The sequence below is a fragment of the Streptomyces prunicolor genome (assembly GCF_045162825.1).
Classification (GTDB): domain Bacteria; phylum Actinomycetota; class Actinomycetes; order Streptomycetales; family Streptomycetaceae; genus Streptomyces; species Streptomyces prunicolor.
The window spans coordinates 4,320,754-4,343,875 of record NZ_CP108676.1 but is presented as its reverse complement, the minus strand read 5'-3'; the positions used below and the strand labels follow the sequence as shown (position 1 = coordinate 4,343,875).

Below are 23,122 nucleotides of genomic sequence, written 5' to 3'. Positions count from 1 at the left end.
CGCGACCAGCCCCCGCCGGCCGTAACTCGCCAAACAACTGTCACCGCCCCCTTCAGAGCCGCGAAACAGTCACCCGCTCACTCTCAACCCGCTTCGCCAAAGCTTCCTCACTCAACTCCGCCAGATTCCGACACAGGACCACGGACCCTCCGGAGGCAAGCGGCGCATACAACCCCGAGCTCAACCCGTCCCACGTGTCGTACGAGAGCCCGGACAACACCCGACCCCCCGCATCCACACCCCCGTCGGCAAGGGCCCGCTCAACAACCTCCGCGCCCGTGAACTCACTCCCGCCCACGACCAACGCAGGCTCCCCAGGATCAACGGGAGAGAACGCAACAAACCGATCGCCCTGACTCGGCACCTCAACGGCATAGTCGACGAACCCGACCGGAGTCTGCGGAAACCGCCCCCCAAGCGGCCGCAAGGCAAGGGCAACCCGCTCCCCACCACAGGCACGCGCCGCTTCCAAGGACTCCGGCCCACTCACCACCACATCGGCCCCGGAGGGATCCCCACCCACGTCAGCGACAACCCCCACGGACGAACACGCCAGCAACCACACCGCCGTCTGCCAGTGCGCCGGCAACAACACGGCGACCCGATCACCGGGCCCCGCCCCCAGCTCCCCTTGAAGCAGATTCGCGGTCTTGGCCACCCAATTGGCGAAGGTGGCCACGGACAATTCGACCCGTTCCCCCGTGGCGTCGTCGTAGAAGGTCACCAGGGGGCGGCCGGGATCCGCGGCAAGCGCGGAACGCAGCAGGTCGGCAGGGGTGCGATCGGTGGCGTTCACCCGCGCAAGCGTACGCGGACACCCACCGCCGCACGCCCCCGCACGGGCGCCCCGGACCACCGGTTCGGACGAACGGCAGCCGACGGTCCGTCAATTCCCGGATGGGCAGATATGTATGACTATGTTCAGAATCAGGGGCATGCGTGGATTCCTTGCTTCCTCGATCGGCGTCACCTGCGCGGCCGCACTGGCCCTCCCGCTCACCCTGCCCGCAGCCGCGGCGCCGGCACCGGCACCGGCGGTGCAGCCGGCGAGCGGCGCGAGATCCGCGTCGACGACCGCCGCACCGGACCTCCCCGGCAGCACCCAGTCGCTGCCCCTGACCCCCCGTACCCGCGACCGCACCCTGGGCGCGGCCCCCGAACAGGGCCTGACCCGCGCCGACGTCCACCGCTTCTCCCTCGTCGGCGTCACCTGGTCCGACCCCGACACCGAACTGCGCGGCCAGGTCCAGGTCCGCACCCGGACCACCGGTACCGGCGAGTGGTCCGGCTGGCAGGACATCGACACCCACAACGAGGACCACGGCGCCGACCCCGGCACCGCCGAACGCGACTCGGGTCACGTCCACGGCTCCACGGCCCCGCTGTGGGTGGGCGACTCGGACGGAGTGGACGTACGAGTAAGAGCGACCGGGGCGGCGACCCGGACCGTAGGAAACATCGACGAACAGCCGTCGTCGCTCCCCACCGGCCTGCACCTGGAACTGGTGGACCCAGGCGCGGCAGAGGCGGCCCCACCCGCGGGCGCCCGCCCCGCGACCACCAACCGCACCGCCACCCCCCGCCTCGCCGCCACCGAGATCCCGGCGCTGAGCAAGCAGGCCACGGAACGGGACATGGTCGCCCTGGGCGCCAAGGCGCAGCCGTACATCGGGCCGCGCCCGCGGATCGTCACCCGGCACGGCTGGGGTGCCGACGAGAAGCTGCGGGAGAAGGGGTTCGTGTACACCAAGAAGGTCAAGGCGGCCTTCGTGCACCACACCGCCACCGGCAACAACTACCGCTGCTCGCAAGCGCCTTCAGTCATCCGCGGTATCTACCGCTACCACGTCAAGAGCAGCGGCTGGCGCGACATCGGCTACAACTTCCTCGTCGACAAGTGCGGGACCATCTACGAGGGCCGCGCCGGGGGAGTGGCGAAGGCGGTCATGGGCGCCCACACCCTCGGTTTCAACACCAACAGCATGGGGATCGCGGTCCTCGGAACCTTCGGCAGCGCCAAACCGTCCTCGGCGGCAGTGACCGCCATCGCCAAGCTCACCGCGTGGAAGCTCGGCCTCTACGGGGTCAATCCGCGCGGCAAGACATACCTGAAGTCCGGTGGTGGCAATCTCTACCGAAAAGGAAAGAACGTACGACTCAATGTGATCTCCGGCCATCGGGACGGGTTCGCCACGGAGTGCCCAGGTCGGCAGCTCTACGGCAAGCTCGGCTCGGCCCGCTCCACGTCGGCCCGGTACCAGGGCCGCTGACGGAGAGGACCGACAGGGGGGCCGGAAAAGAGTCTGCGGGACACCTGCACACGTACAGACGGACACACGGCACGCGTACACCTACACGTACACATGCACGGTCTGCATACACTGGCCGGCCGAAAAAACAGTTCGGCCGGTCCCGGCAGGAAGCAGAGACGACAGGTGACAGAAGCGATCCTCCTGGTCGGCGGCAAGGGCACCCGGTTGCGCCCGCTCACGGTGCACACCCCGAAGCCGATGGTCAGGGCGGCGGGGGTGCCGTTCCTCACGCATCAGCTGGCGAGAGCGAGAGCGGCGGGCGTGGACCACATCGTCCTGGCCACTTCCTATCTGGCGGAGGTGTTCGAACCGTACTTCGGTGACGGTTCGTCCCTCGGCCTTCACATCGAGTACGTCACGGAGGACGAGCCCCTCGGCACAGGCGGCGCGATCCGCAACGTGGCCTCGCGGCTCCACTCGGGTCCCGACGACCCGGTCCTGATCTTCAACGGCGACATCCTGACGGGCCTGGACATCAGGGCCCTGGTCCACACCCACGAGACGACGGGCGCGGACGTCTCCCTCCACCTCACGAAGGTGACGGACCCGCGAGCGTACGGCCTGGTCCCCACCGACGGGACGGGCCGAGTCCTGGCCTTCCTGGAGAAGCCCCAGACCCCCGAGGAGATCGTCACCGACCAGATCAACGCAGGGGCGTACGTCTTCCGCCGCTCGATCATCGACACGATCCCGGCGGGCCGCCCGGTGTCGGTGGAACGGGAGACGTTCCCCGATCTGCTGGCGGCGGGAGCCCACCTCCAAGGCCTGGTGGACTCCACCTACTGGCTGGACCTGGGCACCCCGGCGGCCTTCGTCCGAGGCTCGGCGGACCTGGTCCTGGGCCGAGCCCCATCTCCCGCGATCCCCGGCCGCTGCGGAGACCGCCTGGTCCTCCCCACGGCCAGGGTGGCCGCCGACGCCAAACTCACCGGCGGCACGGTGGTGGGCGAGGGCGCGTTCGTGGCGGAGGGCGCGAGGGTCTTCGGCTCGACGATCCTCCCGGGCGCGGTCATCGAACCCGGCGCGGTGATCACCGACTCCCTCATCGGCACCCGAGCCGTCGTAGGCGAACGCTCCGTCCTCACCGGCACGGTCATCGGCGACGGCGCGATCATCGGCGCCGACAACGAACTCCGGGACGGCATGCGGGTGTGGTGCGATGCGCGGATTCCGGCGGGGGCGGTGCGGTTCTCTTCTGACCAGTAGGTTCGTGCGGGTGGGGAGGGGCGCCGTCCCAGGGGCTGCGCCCCCGGACCCCCATCGGCCTGAACGGCCTCGTCCTCAAACTTCCCCAGAGGGGGGACCCCCAACGGGCTGAGTACACGCGCCCGCCTTACAACTTCCCGATGTCCCCGCGAGGCATCTTCGGCGCCCGCCGCGAAGGAGTACGCCCGCTCAGCAGAATCAACCGAGCCGCCCGATGCCGCTGCCCCGCATACGGCTCCAGCAACGACAACATCACCGAGTCATCCGCGTCCCGGTCCCCGGCCAACGCCCACCCCACGATCCCCGGCAGATGCAGATCCCCCACGGTCACCGCATCCGCCGCCCCATGACTCCGCTGCACGGTCTCCGCGGACGTCCACACCCCCACCCCCGGCACCACCTCCAACCGAGCCCGCGCATCCTCCGCGGACATCGCCCCCGCCTGCTCAAGCCGCGCAGCGACCCGTACGGCACGCAGAATCGTCGAGGCCCGCTTGTCGTCGACCCCGGCCCGATGCCACTCCCACGACGGGATCAACGCCCACGCGCGCGGCGCCGGCATCACCCACATCCGCCCGCCCACAGGACCAGGCCCAGGCGCCGGCACCCCGAACTTCCGTACCAACAACCGCCAGGCCCGATACGCCTCGTCGGTCGTCACCTTCTGCTCCAACACCGACGGAATCAACGACTCCAGCACCAGCCCGGTCCGCGTCAACCGCAACCCCGGCCGCCGATGCTGAGCCACGGCCAGAAGCCGATGCCGAGGTACGAACGCCTCAGGATCGTCACCGGCACCAAGCATCTCCGGCAACCGCTCCAACAACCACTCGGCCCCCGGCCCCCAAGCCTCCCCGCGCACCTCACCCCCGTGCGCGGACACCCGCAACGTCCCCGGCCCCACGGGCGTAAGACTGGCCCGCCACACGGCCCCGTCCGCGTCCACCCGAAACGTCGGATCCCCGGGCCCCCGCCGCAACGGCCCGAGCACCAGCCCGAGATCAAGCACCCCGTCCGGCACCCACCTCCGCACCCGCCCGGCCGCCGCCGAACCCTGCCGAGGCACACCCCCAGGCGCGACGACATCCCCACCCCGCACAGTCGTACGAGTGGGCCGAGGAGCAAAACGTCCGGCCACGGTGAGGTCCAGGGGTGATGTGAGGTACCTGAAGAGTCTTACGAGCCTAGGGTGCAGCGCGCCCTACAGGGGCGCGGGGCTGTGTCTATTTGCGGCTCCGCCGCGTGGGCGCGACCAGCCACAGGCGACCCGCACTCGCAACCGAGACCAGCCCCAACGGCGATTCACCGCACCTCAATAAACGCCCCCGCATCCCGCTCAGCCCGAGCCGCAGGCGCCGCCGCCGCATGCCCCACAGCCACCGCCCCCATCGGATCCCACCCCTCCGGCAACCCCAGCACCCCCCGCACGACATCCCGGCAGAACATCGTCGAAGAAACCCACGCCGACCCCAACCGCTCCCCGGCAAGCGCCACCAGGAAGTTCTGCACACCGGCCCCCGCCGCCACCACGAACATCTCCCGCTCGGCCCCGTCCCGCCGAGCGTCCCCGTACGTGTGCGCCCCGTCCATGACGAGACACGGCACCACGAGATACGGGGCCCCGCGCAACACATCCCCCCGCCGCACCCGCTTCGCGATGGACTCCTCGGACTTCCCGTCCCGCCGCAGATCCGCGATCCACGCGTCCCGCATCGCATCCAGCAACGCAGCCCGCGACTCGGCGGACTCCAGCAGCACGAACCGCCACGGCGTCGTGTGATGCGGCGCCGGCGCGGTCACCGCCGCGGCCACGGCCCGCCGTACGGCACCGGGATCCACCGGCTCGTCCGTGAAGGCCCGCACCGTACGACGCTGGGTCACCGCCTCCCGTACCGCCTCGGACGTCCCGAGCCGGAACATGTCGTCACGCCCGCTCCGCACCAAGGCTCGCGCGCCCAACCCGTCATCCTCGGCGTCGGTGCTGGTCACGACATGCGGCAGCCCCCGAACCACGGCGACCGGCAACCCCGAGGCCTTGCCCTTGACAAGATCACCGGCGGCGGCGAGTTCGTCCGCCGTAGCCACGACGGTCGCGCTCAGCGGATTGCCGTAGGCATCCGTGCCCCCGCGCAGATCGTCCAGCACCCGCACCCCCGCGGCGCCGATCGCGACGTCCGTGAGCCCCGTGCGCCACGGTCGCCCGAAGGTGTCGGTGACGACGACGCCGACGACGACGCCGAGCGCGTCCCGCAGCCCGTCGCGGATCGCGCGCGCGGACGCGTCCGGGTCCTCGGGCAGCAACAGCACGGTCCCGGCAGGGGTGTTGGAGGCGTCGACGCCTGCCGCGGCCATGATCAGCCCCTGCCGGTTCTCCACGATCCGCAGGGCCCCGCGCCGCGCCACGACCCGTACGGTCTCGGCGTCGATCGCGGCCTCCCGGTCGGCCGCCTCGACCATCCGCCCCTCCGCCTTGGACACGATCTTCGAGGTGACGAGGAGCACGTCCCCGTCGACGAGCCCGGGCTCGGCCGCCGCGATCAGCTTGGCCAGATCGTCCCCGGCCGCCACCTCGGGCATCCCGGGCACGGCCCAGACCCGGTACCCCTCCACCGGTGCCACCTCGCTCATACGGCCCGCACCTCCTCCGCCAACGCCAGCGCCTCCCGCGCCATCCGCGCGGTCGCCTCGGTGTCGGTCATCATCAGCGGGACGGCCCGACACCGGATGCCCGCCGCCTCGACCTCCGCTACGGCGGCCGCGTCCACGGTGTCGACCAGCCAGCCGTCGAGCAGCCCGGAGCCGTAGTGCTCGGCCACCGCCGTGGCCGTGGACTCCACGCCCACCGCCGCGAGCACCTTGTCGGCCATCCCGCGCACGGGCGCGTCCCCGACGATGGGGGAGAGGCCGATCACCGGCACCCCGGCCTCGGCGATCGCCTCCCGGATGCCGGGCACGGCGAGGATGGTGCCGACGGAGACGACCGGGTTGGACGGCGGGAAGAGGATGACGTCCGCGTCCGCGATCGCCTCCAGGACCCCGGGCGCGGGCTTGGCCTGCTCGGCCCCGACCGGTACGACGGCCTCGGCGGCCACGGACGCGCGCAGCCGTACCCAGTACTCCTGGAAGTGGATCACCTTGCGCTCGCCGTCCACCTCGACGGCGACATGCGTCTCGACGCGGTCGTCCGTCATGGGGATCAGCCGCACCCCCGGCTGCCACCGGTCGCACAGCGCCTCGGTGACCGCGCTCAGCGGGAACCCGGCGCCGATCATCTGGGTCCGCACGATGTGCGTGGCGAAGTCCCGGTCGCCGAGACCGAACCACTCGGGCCCGACCCCGTACGCCCCGAGCTCCTCCTTGAGGTGGAAGGTCTCGTCGGCCCGACCCCAGCCCTGCTCCTCGTTGATGCCGCCGCCGAGCGTGTACATCACCGTGTCGAGGTCCGGGCAGACCTTCAGCCCGAAGAGGTGGATGTCGTCCCCCGTGTTGCCGATCACCGTGATGTCCGCGTCCGGCACGGCCTGCTTGAGACCGCGCAGGAACCGGGCACCACCGATACCGCCTGCCAGAACCACAATGCGCATGGGGACAAGTCTTGCAGGCGGGTCTGACAACGCGGCGGGCAGTCGCCGGATCGAGGTCCGGGCGGTCGTCGTAGCGCGCGCCCGGCGGTCACCGCATCGCGTCAGGCGGTCACGGCGTCAACCGGCTCGGACCCGGTGCGCCGCGCGCACGCCGTGTGCATCGGCATCTCGGTCAGGCCCGGGAAGTAGACGTGCAGGCTTATGGCCGGTTCGAGGGTGTCGTTGACGACCTCGTGGACGTACCCCGGCGCGAACACCCGCTGCCCGCCCGCCCCCAACGCGCGCGTGCCCCGCTCGGTGCGCTCGGTCAGCGTGCCCTCCAGGACGGTCAGCACACCGGAGGAGGGGCCGTGGTCGTGCAGTCCGCTGCCCTGTCCGGGCACCCAGGACAGCAGCCACACCTCGTAGCCGGGGCCGGTGCGCAGCCGGTGGTACCAGCGGGTCGTCGCGTCGTACTCGACGAGGTGCTCCCACTGGGTGCGGTCGGCCGCGACGGAGCGCGCCAGGCCGACGAACTCGGCCACGGTGGTGGGGTGTTCGCGCGGCGGCTGGAGCAGGTGCGGGACTTCGAGGATGTCGCCGGCGATCTGGAGGTCGCTGTCGCTGTTCATGGGGGTGCGGTGGTTCCTCGGCGTAAGAAGTAACGGCGGGGGCTGGGTGTCACCAAATGAAGAGAGCAAGCAGGGCTGGAGCGCGTGGGCTCAACAGCCGGAACAGCAACAACAGCTACAGCGAGCGTGGGCAGCACCGAGGGACCCGGCGGTGCGGGTCGAGGTGGGTGCCAAGTTCGCGAGCATGCCCACAAGGACAGCGGTTCACACCCGCACTGTCAACTCGACGCCCGGTATGTGGGACATGTTTCACCTCATCCGGTTCATCTCCGAGGTGAAAGGTTTGTTCATGCGCCTACCGGGACACATGGCGCACAACCGGGCGCACAAACCCCAGTGGAACGAGATCGAACTCCTGGGCGTCCTCTCCCGTACAGGCTCCGTCTCGGGGTAGGAGGCGCTCGGGGGGTCTCCTCTGGCTGTCAATGTTTATGCCGATTTGAACACTTTCCGCTAGGCCTTGGTTCCGCAGAGTGAATAAGGGGCCCAATAGCAGATCTCGGCTTGACTCGCCCGGAGCAGCACACTTGTAATTTCACTCGTGTCGTTCAGCCGACATCGGTAACGGCTACATCACGGGGACGCGAAAGACGGACGAGGGGCGCACATGACCGAGCTGGTGCAGCAACTGCTGGTCGACGACGCGGACGAGGAACTCGGCTGGCAGGAGCGCGCGCTGTGCGCCCAGACCGACCCCGAGTCCTTCTTTCCCGAGAAGGGCGGTTCCACCCGCGAGGCCAAGAAGGTCTGCCTGGCCTGTGAGGTCCGCTCCGAATGCCTCGAATACGCCCTCGCCAACGACGAACGCTTCGGGATCTGGGGCGGCCTCTCCGAGCGGGAACGCCGTCGGCTCAAGAAGGCCGCCGTCTGAAGCCGTACGGCACACCTCAAGACATACCGCGGGGCATACCTCGGGACATACCTCAGGACGTACTGAACGGCCCGTCGCAGCTGGGTTATCCACAGGCGGCGGGCCGTTGCCATGCCCAGCCGATAGTGTGGGCGCTCGTCCGAGACGTACCGCAGTCCCCTCGGGACACGGGCGTCCACCGCAGTCCATCGAACCGGGGCCCGTACCTCGATGTCCGTGCACAGCCACACGGCAGGCCAACACGACGCTGCCACTCCTGAGTTCCCGCGTCACGTGGTGACCGCGGTGCTCGTCTCCCACGACGGCGCCCGCTGGCTGCCCGACGCGCTCGCCGGGCTGCTCGGCCAGGAGCGCCCCGTGCAGAGCGTCATGGCCGCCGACACCGGCAGCGCGGACGACTCCGCCCAGCTGGTCACCGACGCCCTCGGCGCCGACCGCGTGCTCCACCTCGCTCGGCGCACCGGCTTCGGCCAGGCCGTCGAGGAGGCCAACCGCACCGCGCCGCTGCTGACTCCGGACGAGCTGCCGTACCTGAAGCGCCCCAGCGGCTGGGACCCCGTCACGCGCACGTGGCGCGACGACGCCTACGACCTGCCCGAACTCCCGTACGGCGAACCGGTCCAGTGGCTGTGGCTGCTGCACGACGACTCCGCCCCGGAGCCGGACGCCCTGGCGCAACTGCTGCGGGTCGTGGACCAGGAGTACGAACTGGGCCGCGACGACGTGGCCGTCGTAGGCCCCAAGCTGCGCGGCTGGTACGACCGGCGGCAGCTGCTGGAGGTCGGCGTCACCATCGCCCACTCCGGCCGCCGCTGGACCGGCCTGGACCGCCGTGAACAGGACCAGGGCCAGCACGACCACGTACGGCCCGTGCTGTCCGTGTCCACCGCCGGCATGCTCGTCCGGCGCGACGTCTTCGACGAACTCGGCGGCTTCGACCGCCGGTTGCCCCTGATGCGTGACGACGTCGACCTGTGCTGGCGCGCCACCGCCGCCGGCCACCGTGTCCTGGTGGCCCCCGAGGCGGTCGTACGGCACGCCGAGGCGGCCTCCCGCGAGCGCCGCGCCGTCGACTGCGCGGGCCGCACCGTCGCCTCCCCGCACAAGGTCGACAAGGCCGGCGCGGTCTACACCCTGCTCGTCAACAGCCGTACGGCCGTGCTGCCCTGGGTGCTCTTCAGGGTCGTCGTCGGCACCCTGCTGCGGACCGTCGCCAACCTCGTCGGCAAGGTCCCCGGACAGGCCCTCGACGAGATCCGCGGCCTTCTGGGGACCCTGTTGCGCCCCGAGCGGATCCTCGCCGGACGGCGCAGGCGAAGCGGCGCCCAGATCGACAAGGCCGAACTGCGGCCCCTGTTCCCGCCGCCGGGCGCGACCGTGCGGGCCACCTTCGAACAGGTCGCCGGAAGCTTCGTAGACACCTCGGACCCCGAGGTCACCTCCGGAGCCGGCCGGCACGGCGGCGCCGTCGAGTCTGGACCCGGTGGCGACGACGCGGACTTCCTGGAAATCGAGCAGTTCGCGCGGGTGAAGCGCATCGCCCGCAAGCCGGGCCCGGTGCTCTTCCTGGTGCTGCTGCTCGTCTCGCTCGTCGCCTGCCGCGGCCTGCTCGCCAGCGGCGCGCTCACGGGCGGCGCGCTGCTGCCCGCCCCGGGCGACTCCAGTGAGCTGTGGTCCCGCTTCCTGGACTCCTGGCACCCGGTGGGCGTCGGCGGCACCCCGTCCGCGCCGCCGTACCTCGCGCTCGTCGCGATGCTCTCCTCGCTGCTCTTCGGCTCGACCGGCATCGCCGTCACGGTCCTGCTGGTCGCCTCGGTCCCGCTGGCCGGGTTCACCGCCTACTTCGCCTCCCGCCCACTCGTCGAGTCGCGCCTGCTGCGCGCGTGGGCGGCCGTCGTCTACGCCTTCCTGCCCGCCGCCACCGGCGCCCTCGCGGGCGGCCACATCGGCACCGCCGTCCTGGCCGTACTGCTCCCGTTGATGGCCCGCGCGGGCATCGCGGCCAGCGGCCTCACCCACACCTCCGGGGCCCGCGGCAGCTGGCGCGCCACCTGGGCGTACGCCCTCCTCCTGACGATCACCACCGCCTTCACGCCGATCATCTGGCCCATCACGCTGCTCCTGGGCATCGCGCTGCTGGCCGTGCGCCGCGGCGACCTCGTCGGCTACGGCCCGCGCTTCCTGGCCCAGTACGGCACCCCGCTGCTGATCCTGGCGCCCTGGTCGCTCACCCTGCTCCCGTTCGGCTTCTTCCAGCAGGCAGGCCTGGAGTACGGCTCCGGGTCCGCGTCCCCCCTCGACCTGCTCGGCGCCAGCCCGGGCGGCCCCGGCACGGTCAGCGGCCTGATGCTCATCGGCATCGTCCTGGCCGCGCTCGCCGCCCTGCTGCGCAGCGAGCGTCAGTTCGGCATCTGGACGGCCTGGGGCATCGCCCTGGTGGGCCTGGTCTTCGCCGTCCTGTCCAACAGCTCCACCTGGGCCGGCCCCGCGACCCTCGTCTACGGCCTCGCCCTCCTCGCCGCCGCCGCGCTCGGCGCCGACGGGGCACGCGCGCGCGTGGCCGAGCAGAGCTTCGGCTGGCGCCAGCCGGTGGCCGTGCTGATCGCCTTCGCCTCGGCCGCGGGCCCGCTGCTCGTCGCCGCCGGCTGGATGCTCCGCGGCGCCGACGGCCCCCTGGAGCGCCACGACCCGACCCAGGTGCCCGCGTTCGTCGCCGAGGAGAGCGGCACCCAGGACCAGGCCCGCACCCTCGTCCTCGACAGCGACTCCGCCGCGCACGTCGGCTACATGCTGGTGCGCGGTTCCGGCGCCCGCATGGGAGACGGCGAGTTCGCCGCGGCGGACGGCGAGAACACCAAGCTCGACAAGGTCGTCGCCAACCTCGTCGCCGGTTCCGGCGCCGACCAGGCCGACGAACTCGGCGGCTTCGCCGTGCGCTACGTCCTCGTCCACAAGGGCGCGCCCCGCGAGGTCAGCCGCGTCCTGGACGCCACCCCCGGCCTCAGCCGCCTCAGTCAGGCCGACGGCAGCGCCCTGTGGCGGGTGAACGAGGAGGTCTCCCGCGCGGCGATCGTCACCGGCTCCGCCGCCCCGAAGCCCGTCGCCGCCGGACCCGTCGACATCCACACCACGATCCCGTCCGGCGCCACCGGCCGCGTCCTGCGCCTCGCCGACTCCTCGGCCACGGGCTGGACGGCCACCCTGGACGGCAAGCCACTCACCCGCACCACGGTCGACGGCTGGGCCCAGGGCTTCGAACTCCCCGCCTCCGGCGGCAAGTTGGACGTCACCTACGACGACCCGATCGGCCACACCGCCTGGCTGTGGACCCAGGGCGCGCTCGCCCTCGTCCTCGTCGTGCTCGCCCTCCCGGGCCGCCGCCGGGAGATCGACGACGACCTCCCCGAGGAGGAGCTGATCCCGGCCCAGGCGGTCGCGGGTGAGGGCCGCAGGGCCCGCCGCCTGCGCGCCCAGGCGGAGGCCGAATCCACCGACGAGACCGACGACCCGGCGGACACCGGGCAGTTCGACGCGTTCGCCGCGGGTGCCACGCCTCCTCCGGAGGAGGAGGCCGTCGCCGCGATCCCGCAGCAGCAGTCCTACGGCGAGTGGGACGCGGCGAGCTACGCGGGCGCCGAGTACGGCACCTACGGCGGCGAGCAGTACCCGGCGGGCACTTACGACCAGTCGTATCAGGCGGACCCCTACCAGGGCGGCCAGGGAGGCCAGGGCCAGTACGACCCGTACGCGTACGGCGGCCAGCCCGCGCAGGCCTACGACCCGGCGTACGACCAGGGTTACGACCCGAACCAGGGCCAGGACCAGGGGCAGAACCAGGGCTACGACCCGAACTACGACGCGAACTACGACCCCGCCTACGACCCGACGTACGACCCGGCCCAGCAACAACCGCACGGCAACGAGCAGCGTCCCGACGGGAGCCAGCAGTGAACCGCCCCGCCCTCTCCCTCCTCGCCGGTGTGGTCGCGCTCGCCGCCGTCACCGGGTTCGCCGAGATGAAGGCACCGGCCGCGTCCGGCGCCGGCACCGCCAAGGCGGCCGCCCAGCTGCCCGTGGAGCGCACCAGCCTGCTCTGCCCGGCACCCAGCACCTCCGACCTCGCCGACACCTCGTACACGTCCTTCACGCCCGTCACCACGGGCACGGACAGCAGCGGCAAGGCCGAACTCCAGTCCGCCACCGAGGAGTCGGGCGACGGCACGAGCAGCAAGAAGAAGCCCGCCAAGCCCGTCCTGGAACCCAAGGACCCCGGCACCCCGGCCACCGGCGACAGCTCGGGCGCCGACTCGCCCGCGCTGCTCGGCACCGCCGAGGGCAAGTACGCGCCCGGCTGGACCGTCCAGGAGACCACCGAGGTCGCCGCGGGCAACGGACGCGGCCTCCAGGGCGTCAACTGCACCGCCCCGGACACCGAGTTCTGGTTCCCGGGTGCCAGCACCGCCACCGGCCGCACCGACTACGTGCACCTCACCAACCCGGACGACTCCGCCGCCGTCGTCGACATCCAGCTCTACGGCAAGGACGGCGACCTCAAGTCGACGGTGGGGGAGGGCATCACGGTCGAGCCGCACGCCAGCGAGCCGATCCTGCTGTCAACGCTCACCGACGACGAGGAGACCGACCTGACCGTGCACGTGAGCGTGCGCAGCGGCCGGGTCGGCGCGTCCGTGCAGGCCCTCGATGCCAAGCTCGGCGGCGACTGGCTGGCCGCGTCCACCGACCCGGCCGGCAGCCTGGTCATGCCGGGCATCCCCAAGGACGCCACCTCGGTGCGGCTGATCGCCTTCACGCCGGGCGACTCGGACGCCGACCTGAAGGTGCGGCTGTCGTCACCCACGGGGATGATCACGCCGGCCGGGCACGAGACCGTGCACGTGAAGGCGGGCATGACCACCGCCGTCGACCTGGGCGACGTCACGCGCGGCGACCCGGGGTCCCTGGTGCTGACCCCGACCGACCAGTCCGTGCCGATCGTCGCCGCGCTGAAGGTCGTACGGGGCAAGGGCAGCAAGCAGGAGACGGCGTTCATCCCGGCGACCGGCCAGGTCGGTACGCGCGCGACGGCCGCCGACAACAGCGCCAAGGGCTCCACGCTGTCCCTGGTCGCGCCCACCCGCACCGCGACCGTCAAGGTCACCGCGTCCGCGGGCAGCGGCGGCGGCACGCCCGTCTCGAAGACGTACACGATCAAGGCCGGCACCACCGAGGACGTCGAACTCCCGGTGCCCGCAGGCCTGAAGGGCACCTACGCGCTGACGGTCGAACCGCAGTCGGGCGGCCCGGTGTACGCGGCCCGGACGCTGTCGGCGACCGAGGAGGGCGTGCCGGGCTTCACGATCCAGACGCTGCCCGACGACCGGGGAACGGTGTCGGTGCCGCAGACGGACGAGGACCTGTCCGTCCTGCAGAAGAAGTAGGAGCCGGGGCACGCGCGCGTGGGGAGGGTTCAGTCCTCCCCGTAGCGCGGATCGACCGTCTCCGGGGTGAGCCCCAGCAGTTCGGCGACCTGTTCCACGACGATCTCGTGGACCAGGGCGGCCCGTTCGTCGCGCGCCTTCGTGCGGATCTCGACCGGGCGCCGGTAGATGACCACGCGCGCGGGCTGCCCCTCACGGGCGGCGATCGTGCCCCCCAGGGGCACCGATTCGTCGTTCCAGCCCTCTCCCGCACCACCCAGTCGAGGGACTTCCAGCACCAGGAAATCGATCTCGGCCAACTGCGGCCAGCGTCGCTCCAGGCGCTCCACGGAGTCCTGCACCAGATCCGCGAACGCCTCGGCGCGGCTCGCGGCGAGCGGAACCTGGGGCGGCGCGATCGGGCCGCGCATGCCCCGGCCGTGGCGATCGCGGCGGCGGGGCCCGGGGTTGGCGGCAGAGGGCGGTACAGGGGTGTCCATCACTGGTGAAGCGTAGTCCCCGCAGGGTCCCGCCGCCCGACTCCACCGCCGTCGGACGCTCCGCACGGCATGTCGCCGGATGACCATTCCAGCCAAGGTTGGGCTCGATTCCGTATGTCTCGAAGACCGTCCCTCTCAAGGCAATTGACGGTGTTTGTGCCGAGTGGTGACCGGGTCCGACCCCGTTCGAGATCTCGTGAAGGGGTGTCCGTGCAGGTCAGCGACGTGTAACCGGTGGTGCGTGTGGGGCGTCTCACAGCCCGACACGGTGGGGTGACCTGGGGGAGAGTCGTCGCGGCCCGCTCAAGAGTGCGGTACCGTCCAACGTCGTGAGCCCTGTACGTCGCTGTTCGCGCACCGCTTGCGGCCGCCCCGCCGTCGCGACGCTGACGTACGTCTACGCCGACTCGACCGCGGTCCTCGGCCCGCTCGCCACCTACGCCGAACCCCACTGCTACGACCTGTGCGCCGAGCACTCCGAGCGCCTCACCGCGCCCCGCGGCTGGGAAGTCGTCCGCCTCCTCGACAGCTCCGCTCCGGCCCGCCCGAGCGGCGACGACCTTGAGGCGCTCGCCAACGCGGTGCGCGAGGCGGCTCGTCCGCAGGAGCGAGCGGCGGGAGCCGGTGGCGGAGGCGGGGCCCGTACGGCGGACCCGATGGAGGTCGCGCGTCGGGGGCATCTGCGGGTGCTGCGCTCGCCGGACAACTGACGGCGTCCGCCCCGCAGTTCGTTCAACGATTCACTTGGCGTTTCATCCAGTGATGCACGCCCATTGACGTGCCCTTGTCGCGGACACGACGATTCCCGGACCAGTGAGAAATCACTTTCCGCATCGCGGAACCCGGGGAGGCGCCCGTGTACGTCCAGGAACTGGAACCCGTCGCCGACTCGATCGGCCTGTCCGCCCTGGTGGCGGCCCTGCCTCTGGTCATCGTCCTCGTCCTGCTCGGCGGGGTGCGCCTGAAGGCGTACTGGGCAGGCCTGACCGGCCTTCTGGCAGCCGCCGTGGTCGCCTGGCTCGCCTACGGCATGCCGCTGGAACAGACCGTCTCCAGCGCCGCCCAGGGAGCCGTTTTCGGCCTCTTCCCCATCCTGTGGATCGTCGTCAACGCCCTCTGGGTGTACCGGATGACGGTCCGCACCCGGCACTTCGACATCCTGCGCCGTTCCTTCGGGCGGCTGTCCGACGATCCCCGCATCCAGGCCCTGGTCGTCGCCTTCTGCTTCGGCGCTCTCCTGGAGGCCCTCGCCGGCTTCGGCGCACCTGTCGCGATCTGCTCGGTCATGCTCGTCGCGCTCGGCTTCGACCCGGTGCGCGCGGCCGTCGTCGCCCTGGTCGCCAACACCGCGCCCGTGGCCTTCGGGGCGATGGGCACACCGGTCGTCACCCTCGCCCAGGTCACCGGCCTGCCACTGGACTCGGTGGCCTCCGTGGTGGGCCGTCAGACACCGCTGCTGGCCCTCGTGGTGCCGCTCGTACTGGTCGGCCTCGTGGACGGCAGACGCGGCCTCCGGGAGACCTGGGTCCCCGCCATGGCGTGCGGACTCGCCTTCGCCGCGGCCCAGTTCGCCGCCTCCAACTACGTCTCCGCCCAACTCGCCGACATCGCCGCCGCCTTGGCCGGCGCGGGCGCCCTGGTCGCCGTACCGCAGGCGCGCAGGCCCGCCCCCGAGTCGGTGCGGGCGTCCGTGCTCACCGGCGTACCCAGCGAGGACCTGGCGGAGGAGGACCCGCGGCGCGAAGTGCTGCGCGCCTATGCGCCGTACGCGCTGATCGTGGCGATCTTCTCCATCGCGCAGATCCCCGCCGTCAAGGACTGGCTGGCGGGGGCCACGCGCGTGTACGACTGGCCCTTTCTGGACGTCGTCAACCCGGACGGGAAGCCCGTCGGCGGCAATGTGTTCACCTGGCCGATCGTCGCCACGGGCGGCACGCTCGTGCTGATCGCCGGGGTGTGCACCGCGGTCGTCCTCGGGGTCCACGCGCGCGTGGCGGTACGGGAGTGGGCGGCGACCGTGCACGAACTGCGGTTCGCGATCCTCACCGTGACATCCGTCCTGGCACTCGCCTACGTCATGAACCTCTCCGGACAGGCCGCCACCATCGGGCACTTCGTGGCGGCCGCCGGCGCGGGGCTCGCCTTCCTGTCACCCGTCCTCGGCTGGTTCGGCGTGGCCGTCTCCGGATCGGACACGTCGTCCAACGCCCTGTTCGGTGCCCTCCAGGTGAGCGCGGCCCACGAGTCGGGACTCTCGCCCGAACTGCTCGCCGCCGCCAACAGCTCCGGCGGTGTCCTCGGCAAGATGATCTCGCCGCAGAACCTCACCATCGCCTGCGCGGCCGTCGGGTTGGAGGGCCGGGAGGGCGACCTCCTGCGCAAGGTGCTGCCCTGGAGCGGGGGGCTGCTGCTGGTGATGTGCCTCATCGTGGCCGGGCAGAGTTCGGCCGTCCTGGGGTGGATGCTGCCCTGAGCTGAGGTAACGGTGTGTGGACGGCTCGGTTGCCGCACGTCGCACGCAGGTCCTGGCGGGTAGTTTGGGGCGACCGATAGGACTTTCTGGAGGGTTGGCCGTGTCTGCTGATCTGTCGCAGCTCGTGAAGGCGTACGACGTACGGGGCGTCGTCCCGGACCAGTGGGACGAGTCGTTGGCCGAGCTGTTCGGAGCGGCCTTCGTCCAAGTGACCGGCGCGAGCGCCCTCGTGACGGGACATGACATGCGGCCCTCGTCCCCGGGCCTGTCCGCCGCCTTCGCACGCGGAGCGGCGGCGCGCGGCGTCGACGTGACCGAGATCGGCCTGTGCTCCACGGACCAGCTGTACTACGCCTCGGGCGCGTTCGACCTCCCCGGCGCCATGTTCACGGCCTCGCACAACCCCGCGAAGTACAACGGCATCAAGATGTGCCGGGCGAGCGCGGCCCCCGTCGGCCAGGACACCGGCCTCGCCGAGATCCGCCAACTCGTCGAGTCCTGGCTGGACTCGGGCGCGCCGGAGGTCTCCGGACCGACGGGAACGATCACACAGCGGGACACGTTGGAGGATTACGCGGCGCACCTCCGCGGCCTTGTCGACCTGACCTCCATCCGCCCCCTGAAGGTCGTCGTCGACGCGGGCAACGGCATGGGCGGCCACACGGTCCCGACCGTGTTCGCCGGCCTGCCGCTCACCCTCGTCCCGATGTACTTCGAGCTGGACGGCACGTTCCCGAACCACGAGGCCAACCCGCTCGACCCGGCCAACATCGTCGACCTCCAGGCACGCGTCCGCGTGGAGGGCGCCGACCTCGGCATCGCCTTCGACGGCGACGCCGACCGCTGCTTCGTGGTCGACGAGAACGGCGACCCGGTCTCCCCGTCCGCGATCACCGCGCTGGTCGCCTCCCGCGAGCTGGCGAGGAACGGCGGCACGGGCGTCATCATCCACAATCTGATCACCTCCTGGTCGGTCCCCGAGGTTGTCAAGGAGAACGGCGGCACACCGGTACGCACACGCGTGGGCCACTCCTTCATCAAGGCCGAGATGGCGAAGGCCGGCGCGATCTTCGGCGGCGAGCACTCCGCGCACTACTACTTCAAGGACTTCTGGAACGCCGACACGGGCATGCTGGCCGCCCTCCACGTCCTCGCCGCGCTGGGCGGCCAGGACGGCACCCTCTCGGCCCTCGTGGCCCAGTACGACCGCTACGTGGGCTCCGGCGAGATCAACTCCACGGTCGACGACCAGCAGGCCCGCCTCGCCGCGATCCGCGCCGCCTACGAGAACCAGACCGACCTCACCCTCGACGAACTCGACGGCCTCACCGTCTCCTCCGCCGACTGGTGGTTCAACGTCCGCCCGTCCAACACGGAACCGCTGCTGCGGCTCAACGCGGAGGCGCGGGACGAGGCGACGATGGGGAAGGTGCGGGACGAGGTGCTGGGGATCATCAGGGGGTGAGGTGACGGTGCCTCGGCTGAGAGTTCTTCTCGATGCCGGTCCGACCCATCTGGAGGGGGGCGCGCTTTTCCACGTGGGTCGGCATTTTCAGCCGGTGCGGTGCGGTGCGGTGCGGTGCGGTGCGGTGCGGTGCGGTGCGGTGCGGTGCGGTGCGGTGCCCGAGGCCGAGTACACCGTCGTACCCCCACCTAGAGGGGGCCGGGGGCCCACCTCTCCAACACCGGCCCGCATTCTCAGTCCGTCCGGCGTTTGAGGACGAGGCCGTTCAGGCCGACGCGGGGGTCTGGGGGCGGCGGCCCCCAGGTACGCCGAGCCCAACTCCGGCAAGCCCTACCAACCGGCGGTACCCTGACCAGGCACATCCGCCCAAGCGTCGCAGACAGTCGCAGACACCCCCTCGGAGGGACACCTCATGCCGCTCGAAGCCGGCCTCCTGGAGATTCTGGCCTGCCCGGCCTGCCACGCCCCCCTCAAGGAGCAGGACACCGAGCTGATCTGCACCGGCGAGGACTGCGGCCTGGCCTACCCCGTCCGGGACGGCATCCCCGTACTGCTCGTTGACGAGGCCCGCCACCCCGCGTAACCGACGACGACGCGATCGGAGGCCGCCGCCCATGCTCGACGAATCGCTGCTCGACTCCCCGGACGCGCTGACCGAGGCCGACCGTCGAGCCCTGCTCCGCGGTGCCGCCGAAGCCGGCGCCCGGGTGCGCACAGCCGCCCGGCACGCCGCCGAGGCCGGCGTCCACGACCTGAAACCGGACGGCCGCCCCCGCGCCATCCTGATCGCCGGCCCCGGCGCCGCCGCCACCTGCGTCGCCGACCTGCTCGGCAAGCTCGCCGGCGCCAGCAGCCCCGTCACCCGCCTCGCACCCACCGGCGTCGCCCCCGCGGCCGGCGCCCTGCGCTGGGAACTCCCGGGCTGGGCCGGCTCCGTGGACCTCCTGCTGATCACCACCCCGGACGGCACCGAACCCGGCCTCTCCCTCCTCGCCGAGCAGGCCTACCGCCGCGGCTGCACCGTCGTAGCCGTAGCACCGACCCGCAGCCCCCTCACCGAGGCGGTGGACGGCGCCCACGGCCTCTTCGTACCGATGGCGACCGCGCCGTACGAACACGACGAGCCGTTGGCCGCCTCCGCCCCCGGAGTCCTCTGGGCGCTGCTCACCCCGCTGCTCGCGATCCTGGACCGCACAGGACTGCTCAGCGCGCCTCCGGAGGCCCTGGAGAAGGTCGCCGACCGGCTCGACCAGGTCGCCGAGCGCTGCGGGCCCGCCGTCGCGACGTACAGCAATCCCGCGAAGACCCTGGCCGCAGAACTCGCCGACTCGCTCCCGGTGATCTGGACGGAGGGCACGTCCGCGGGCCCGGCGGGCCGCCGATTCGCCGCCGCGCTCGCGGAGTTGGCCGGCCGCCCCGCGCTCGTCTCCGAACTCCCCGAGGCACTCGCCGAGCACAACGCGCTGCTGGCCGGCCCGCTCGCCGCCGGCGCCGACCCCGACGACTTCTTCCGCGACCGCATCGACGAGGCACCCGCGCTGCACGCACGCGTGGTGCTGCTCCGGGACCGTCCGATCGGCGGTCTCACGGCCGCGCCCACCGCCCGTGACCTGGCCCTCAGCCACGACACGCCGATCAGCGAGCTGGAGCCGGAAGAGGGCGGCGAGTTGGAGACCCTCGCGGAGCTGATCGCCATGACGGATTTCGCCGCCGTTTACCTCGCGCTCGCCTCGGGCGCCTGATCTTGTCGTCGAAGCCCTGAGCCGCCGTACAGCGTCGTACGGGGCGCGAAGCCACGTCGTACCCAGGTCGTCCTCGGGTCGTACGCAGAGAGAACCGGTAGAGAGCCACATGGACCGCCTCGACAACACCGTCCGCCCCTACGCCTGGGGTTCCACCACCGCCATCCCCAAGCTGCTCGGCGTCGAGCCGAACGGCGAACCGCAGGCGGAGATGTGGATGGGCGCGCACCCGGGAGCCCCCTCACGCACCGCGCGCGGGACGCTCGTCGAGGTCATCGAGGCAGCTCCGGAGCGGGAGTTGGGCGAGAAGGCGGTGGCGAAGTTCGGCCCGCGACTGCCCTTCCTGCTGAAGATCCTCGCCGCCGGCGCCCCGCTCTCCCTCCAGGTGCACCCCAACCTGGAGCAGGCGAAGGAGGGTTACGCCGACGAGGAGCGCCGTGGCATCCCCGTGGACGCCCCGCACCGCAACTACAAGGACGCCAACCACAAGCCCGAACTGATCTGCGCGCTCACGGAGTTCGACGGCCTGTGCGGCTTCCGCGACCCGCTGCACGCGGCCGACCTGCTCGCGGGCCTCGGCGTCGACTCCCTGAAGCCGTACGTCGACCTCCTGCACGCACACCCCGAGGAAGCCGCCCTGCGCGAGGTCCTCACGGCGATCCTCACCGCCGACCCCGAGGAGATGCGCCACACGGTCACCGCGGCGGCGACCGCCTGCACGCGCCTCGGCGGCGACTACGCCCCCTACGCCGACATCGCCCACCACTACCCGGGCGACCCCGGCGTCATCGCGGCCATGCTCCTCAACTACGTCCGACTCCAGCCCGGCGAGGCCCTGTTCCTCGGCGCAGGCATCCCCCACGCCTACCTCAACGGCCTCGGCGTCGAGATCATGGCCAACTCCGACAACGTCCTGCGCTGCGGCCTCACCCCCAAGCACGTCGACGTCCCCGAACTCCTGCGCATCGTCAACTTCGAGGCGAACGACCCCGGAGTACTGCGCCCCGAGGCGTCCCCCGACGGCGAGGAGGTCTACGAGACCCCCATCGACGAGTTCCGGCTGTCCCGGTACGTCCTCCCCGAGGGCACCGGCGCCCACGACCTCACCCTCGGCACCCCGCAGATACTGCTCTGCACGGCCGGTGCGGTGAAGGCGGGCGAGTTCGAACTGACGCCCGGTCAGTCGGTGTTCGTCCCGGCGGGAGACACGGCCGAGGTGTCCGGAGTCGGCACGGTCTTCCGCGCCACTGTGATCGTATGACCGGGCCTGTGGATATCTGACGAGCCGTCGCTGGGCAGGGCTGCAAGAATGGCCCACCGGCAAAGGACGGGCAAAGACGTCGGACGGCCCATCCGGGGCAGACGTCCGACGTAGACGTACGAAGGCGAAGGGACACCGCGAACACATGAGCGCGTCAGGCGGCACCAGGGCGATCGTGGCGGCACTCGGCGCCAATCTCGCGATCGCGGTATCGAAGTTCGTGGCGTTCGCCTTCAGCGGCTCGTCCTCGATGCTCGCCGAGGGGGTCCACTCCCTCGCGGACTCCGGCAACCAGGCCCTGCTCCTCATCGGCGGCAAGAAGGCCCAGCGCGAGGCCACCCCGCAACACCCCTTCGGGTACGGCCGCGAGCGGTACATCTACGCCTTCCTCGTCTCGATCGTCCTCTTCTCCGTCGGCGGCATGTTCGCCGTCTACGAGGGCTACGAGAAGATCAGGCACCCGCACGAACTGGAGCACTGGTACTGGCCGGTGGGCGTCCTGGTGTTCGCGATCATCGCCGAGGGCTTCTCGTTCCGTACGGCCATCAAGGAGTCGAACGAACTGCGCGGCACGCACTCCTGGTCGCAGTTCATCCGCCGCGCCAAGGCCCCCGAGCTGCCGGTCGTCCTCCTGGAGGACTTCGGCGCGCTCATCGGCCTCGTCCTCGCCCTCGGCGGCGTCGGCATGGCCCTGCTCACCGGCGACGGCGTCTGGGACGGCATCGGCACGCTCTGCATCGGCATCCTGCTCATCCTGATCGCCCTGGTCCTGGCCGCCGAGACCAAGTCCCTGCTGCTCGGCGAGTCCGCCGGCATCGAGGACGTCAAGAAGATCGAGACCGCGATCGTCGACGGCCACACCGTCACCGGCATCATCCACATGCGCACGCTCCACCTCGGCCCCGAGGAGCTGCTCGTCGCCGCCAAGATCGCCGTCCAGCACGATGACACGGCCACCGAGGTCGCCACCGCGATCAACGCCGCCGAGTCCCGCATCCGCGAAGCCGTCCCGATCGCGCGCGTGATCTACCTCGAACCTGACATCTACAGCGAGTCCGAAGCCACCAAGGGCCCGGACCGCGAAGCCACCCCCGGAGGCCCGGCCCAGCACCCCGCCGACCACTGAAGCCCTTCGCCGCTACGGCAGCGGGTCCCGCCGAGACGTCCGACGGCCCCGCTGCTCCAGCTAGCCCTCCTGAACGGGCCACGCGCCACCGACACCGCCCGCTGCCGTGGCCCTACGACGAACACGGCGATCCCCAGGCCGATCCCGACCAGGGCGAGCACGACCCCGCCGATGACGGCCGCCCCGATGCCGGAGGCGACCGTACGGTCGTCGGCCCCCCGGTCCCGGACGGCGGACTCGACCACCGCCCCTTCAGGACCGCCACGTCGTACGCCTTGTGCACGCCGTCGACATCACCCTGCTTCGCATAGGGCTCCGCCAGCGGCTTTCCGTTCACGGTGATCCGCGCGGCCGTGCCCGAGCCCGTGCAGCACGCCACGCGGTCGCCGCCCACCCCGACGATCCGCTGCAACACGCTCGCGCTGAACCTGCAGCGGTCCGGCGCCGAGAACAGCACGAGGTCACCGCGGCGACATGCTCTTGCTGCTGATGGTGGAACTCCCGTAGGAATTCCGCGCGTACGAGAGCGCGCCGACCGCCAACACCACCGCCAA

The 23,122-nt window shown here is 71.4% G+C and carries 19 protein-coding genes; 12 read left to right on the top strand and 7 right to left on the bottom strand.

Features of this window, described 5'->3' with window-relative positions:
* Window positions 1–52 precede the first annotated feature (52 nt).
* Complete coding sequence (locus OG588_RS19530) at window positions 53–796, bottom strand: TIGR03089 family protein (protein WP_405948410.1); 744 nt, start codon at window positions 794–796, stop codon at window positions 53–55.
* A gap of 139 nt (window positions 797–935) precedes the next feature.
* Between OG588_RS19530 and OG588_RS19525 the strand changes: the two genes are divergently transcribed.
* Together OG588_RS19525 and OG588_RS19520 are read left to right on the top strand one after the other, a co-directional pair.
* A complete protein-coding gene (locus OG588_RS19525; protein ID WP_405948409.1) occupies window positions 936–2,270 on the top strand; it encodes a peptidoglycan recognition protein in 1,335 nt (444 codons plus the stop codon).
* A 165-nt stretch (window positions 2,271–2,435) separates the two neighbouring features.
* Window positions 2,436–3,518, top strand: coding sequence for a sugar phosphate nucleotidyltransferase (locus OG588_RS19520; RefSeq protein ID WP_405948408.1), 1,083 nt, complete (start codon window positions 2,436–2,438; stop codon window positions 3,516–3,518).
* Between the two features lie 127 nt (window positions 3,519–3,645).
* Here the strand turns inward: OG588_RS19520 and OG588_RS19515 are convergent, their stop codons facing one another.
* The 4 genes from OG588_RS19515 to OG588_RS19500 all read right to left on the bottom strand — a co-directional run bounded on the left by OG588_RS19515 (window position 3,646) and on the right by OG588_RS19500 (window position 7,713).
* A complete protein-coding gene (locus OG588_RS19515) occupies window positions 3,646–4,656 on the bottom strand; it encodes a DNA-3-methyladenine glycosylase family protein (protein ID WP_405948407.1) in 1,011 nt (336 codons plus the stop codon).
* Window positions 4,657–4,820: 164 nt separating this feature from the next.
* Window positions 4,821–6,146 (bottom strand): coenzyme F420-0:L-glutamate ligase, encoded by a 1,326-nt coding sequence (locus tag OG588_RS19510; protein WP_405948406.1) that lies wholly within the window; start codon window positions 6,144–6,146, stop codon window positions 4,821–4,823.
* Window positions 6,143–7,102 carry a 2-phospho-L-lactate transferase gene (gene cofD / locus OG588_RS19505; RefSeq protein ID WP_366097311.1) on the bottom strand — a complete coding sequence of 320 codons (960 nt, stop codon included), beginning with the start codon at window positions 7,100–7,102 and terminating at the stop codon, window positions 6,143–6,145. Before cofD ends, OG588_RS19510 begins: the two co-directional genes overlap by 4 nt.
* A 101-nt stretch (window positions 7,103–7,203) precedes the next feature.
* Window positions 7,204–7,713 (bottom strand): cysteine dioxygenase family protein, encoded by a 510-nt coding sequence (locus OG588_RS19500; RefSeq protein ID WP_366097312.1) that lies wholly within the window; start codon window positions 7,711–7,713, stop codon window positions 7,204–7,206.
* Between the two features lie 607 nt (window positions 7,714–8,320).
* On the opposite strand from OG588_RS19500, the gene OG588_RS19495 reads away from it, so the two are divergent.
* The 3 genes from OG588_RS19495 (at window position 8,321) to OG588_RS19485 (ending at window position 14,022) form a co-directional block, all read left to right on the top strand.
* The gene (locus tag OG588_RS19495; RefSeq protein ID WP_003975777.1) at window positions 8,321–8,584 is read left to right on the top strand and encodes a WhiB family transcriptional regulator; all 264 of its coding nucleotides are present in this window, start codon (window positions 8,321–8,323) and stop codon (window positions 8,582–8,584) included.
* A 210-nt stretch (window positions 8,585–8,794) separates the two neighbouring features.
* A complete protein-coding gene (locus tag OG588_RS19490; RefSeq protein WP_405948405.1) occupies window positions 8,795–12,535 on the top strand; it encodes a glycosyltransferase in 3,741 nt (1,246 codons plus the stop codon).
* Complete coding sequence (locus tag OG588_RS19485) at window positions 12,532–14,022, top strand: DUF5719 family protein (protein ID WP_405948404.1); 1,491 nt, start codon at window positions 12,532–12,534, stop codon at window positions 14,020–14,022. The genes OG588_RS19490 and OG588_RS19485 overlap by 4 nt, the downstream gene beginning before the upstream one ends.
* A 29-nt stretch (window positions 14,023–14,051) precedes the next feature.
* Here the strand turns inward: OG588_RS19485 and OG588_RS19480 are convergent, their stop codons facing one another.
* Window positions 14,052–14,501: a metallopeptidase family protein gene (locus OG588_RS19480; RefSeq protein WP_405953163.1), complete on the bottom strand. Its 450-nt coding sequence runs from the start codon at window positions 14,499–14,501 to the stop codon at window positions 14,052–14,054.
* 278 nt (window positions 14,502–14,779) lie between these two features.
* Between OG588_RS19480 and OG588_RS19475 the strand changes: the two genes are divergently transcribed.
* From OG588_RS19475 to OG588_RS19445, 7 genes are all read left to right on the top strand, one after another.
* On the top strand, window positions 14,780–15,211 hold the full coding sequence (locus OG588_RS19475; protein WP_078532602.1) for a DUF3499 domain-containing protein: 432 nt from the start codon (window positions 14,780–14,782) through the stop codon (window positions 15,209–15,211).
* 146 nt (window positions 15,212–15,357) lie between these two features.
* Complete coding sequence (locus tag OG588_RS19470) at window positions 15,358–16,974, top strand: L-lactate permease (protein ID WP_405948403.1); 1,617 nt, start codon at window positions 15,358–15,360, stop codon at window positions 16,972–16,974.
* 100 nt (window positions 16,975–17,074) lie between these two features.
* Window positions 17,075–18,439 carry a phosphomannomutase/phosphoglucomutase gene (locus OG588_RS19465; RefSeq protein WP_405948402.1) on the top strand — a complete coding sequence of 455 codons (1,365 nt, stop codon included), beginning with the start codon at window positions 17,075–17,077 and terminating at the stop codon, window positions 18,437–18,439.
* Between the two features lie 412 nt (window positions 18,440–18,851).
* The gene (locus OG588_RS19460) at window positions 18,852–19,022 is read left to right on the top strand and encodes a Trm112 family protein (protein WP_019072213.1); all 171 of its coding nucleotides are present in this window, start codon (window positions 18,852–18,854) and stop codon (window positions 19,020–19,022) included.
* A 31-nt stretch (window positions 19,023–19,053) separates the two neighbouring features.
* Complete coding sequence (locus tag OG588_RS19455) at window positions 19,054–20,181, top strand: SIS domain-containing protein (RefSeq protein ID WP_405948401.1); 1,128 nt, start codon at window positions 19,054–19,056, stop codon at window positions 20,179–20,181.
* 109 nt (window positions 20,182–20,290) lie between these two features.
* Window positions 20,291–21,442: a mannose-6-phosphate isomerase, class I gene (gene manA / locus OG588_RS19450; protein ID WP_405948400.1), complete on the top strand. Its 1,152-nt coding sequence runs from the start codon at window positions 20,291–20,293 to the stop codon at window positions 21,440–21,442.
* 145 nt (window positions 21,443–21,587) lie between these two features.
* Window positions 21,588–22,568: a cation diffusion facilitator family transporter gene (locus OG588_RS19445; RefSeq protein WP_405948399.1), complete on the top strand. Its 981-nt coding sequence runs from the start codon at window positions 21,588–21,590 to the stop codon at window positions 22,566–22,568.
* Between the two features lie 112 nt (window positions 22,569–22,680).
* On the opposite strand, the gene OG588_RS19440 is transcribed toward OG588_RS19445, so the two are convergent.
* Window positions 22,681–23,025 carry a S26 family signal peptidase gene (locus OG588_RS19440; protein ID WP_405948398.1) on the bottom strand — a complete coding sequence of 115 codons (345 nt, stop codon included), beginning with the start codon at window positions 23,023–23,025 and terminating at the stop codon, window positions 22,681–22,683.
* Window positions 23,026–23,122 lie beyond the last annotated feature (97 nt).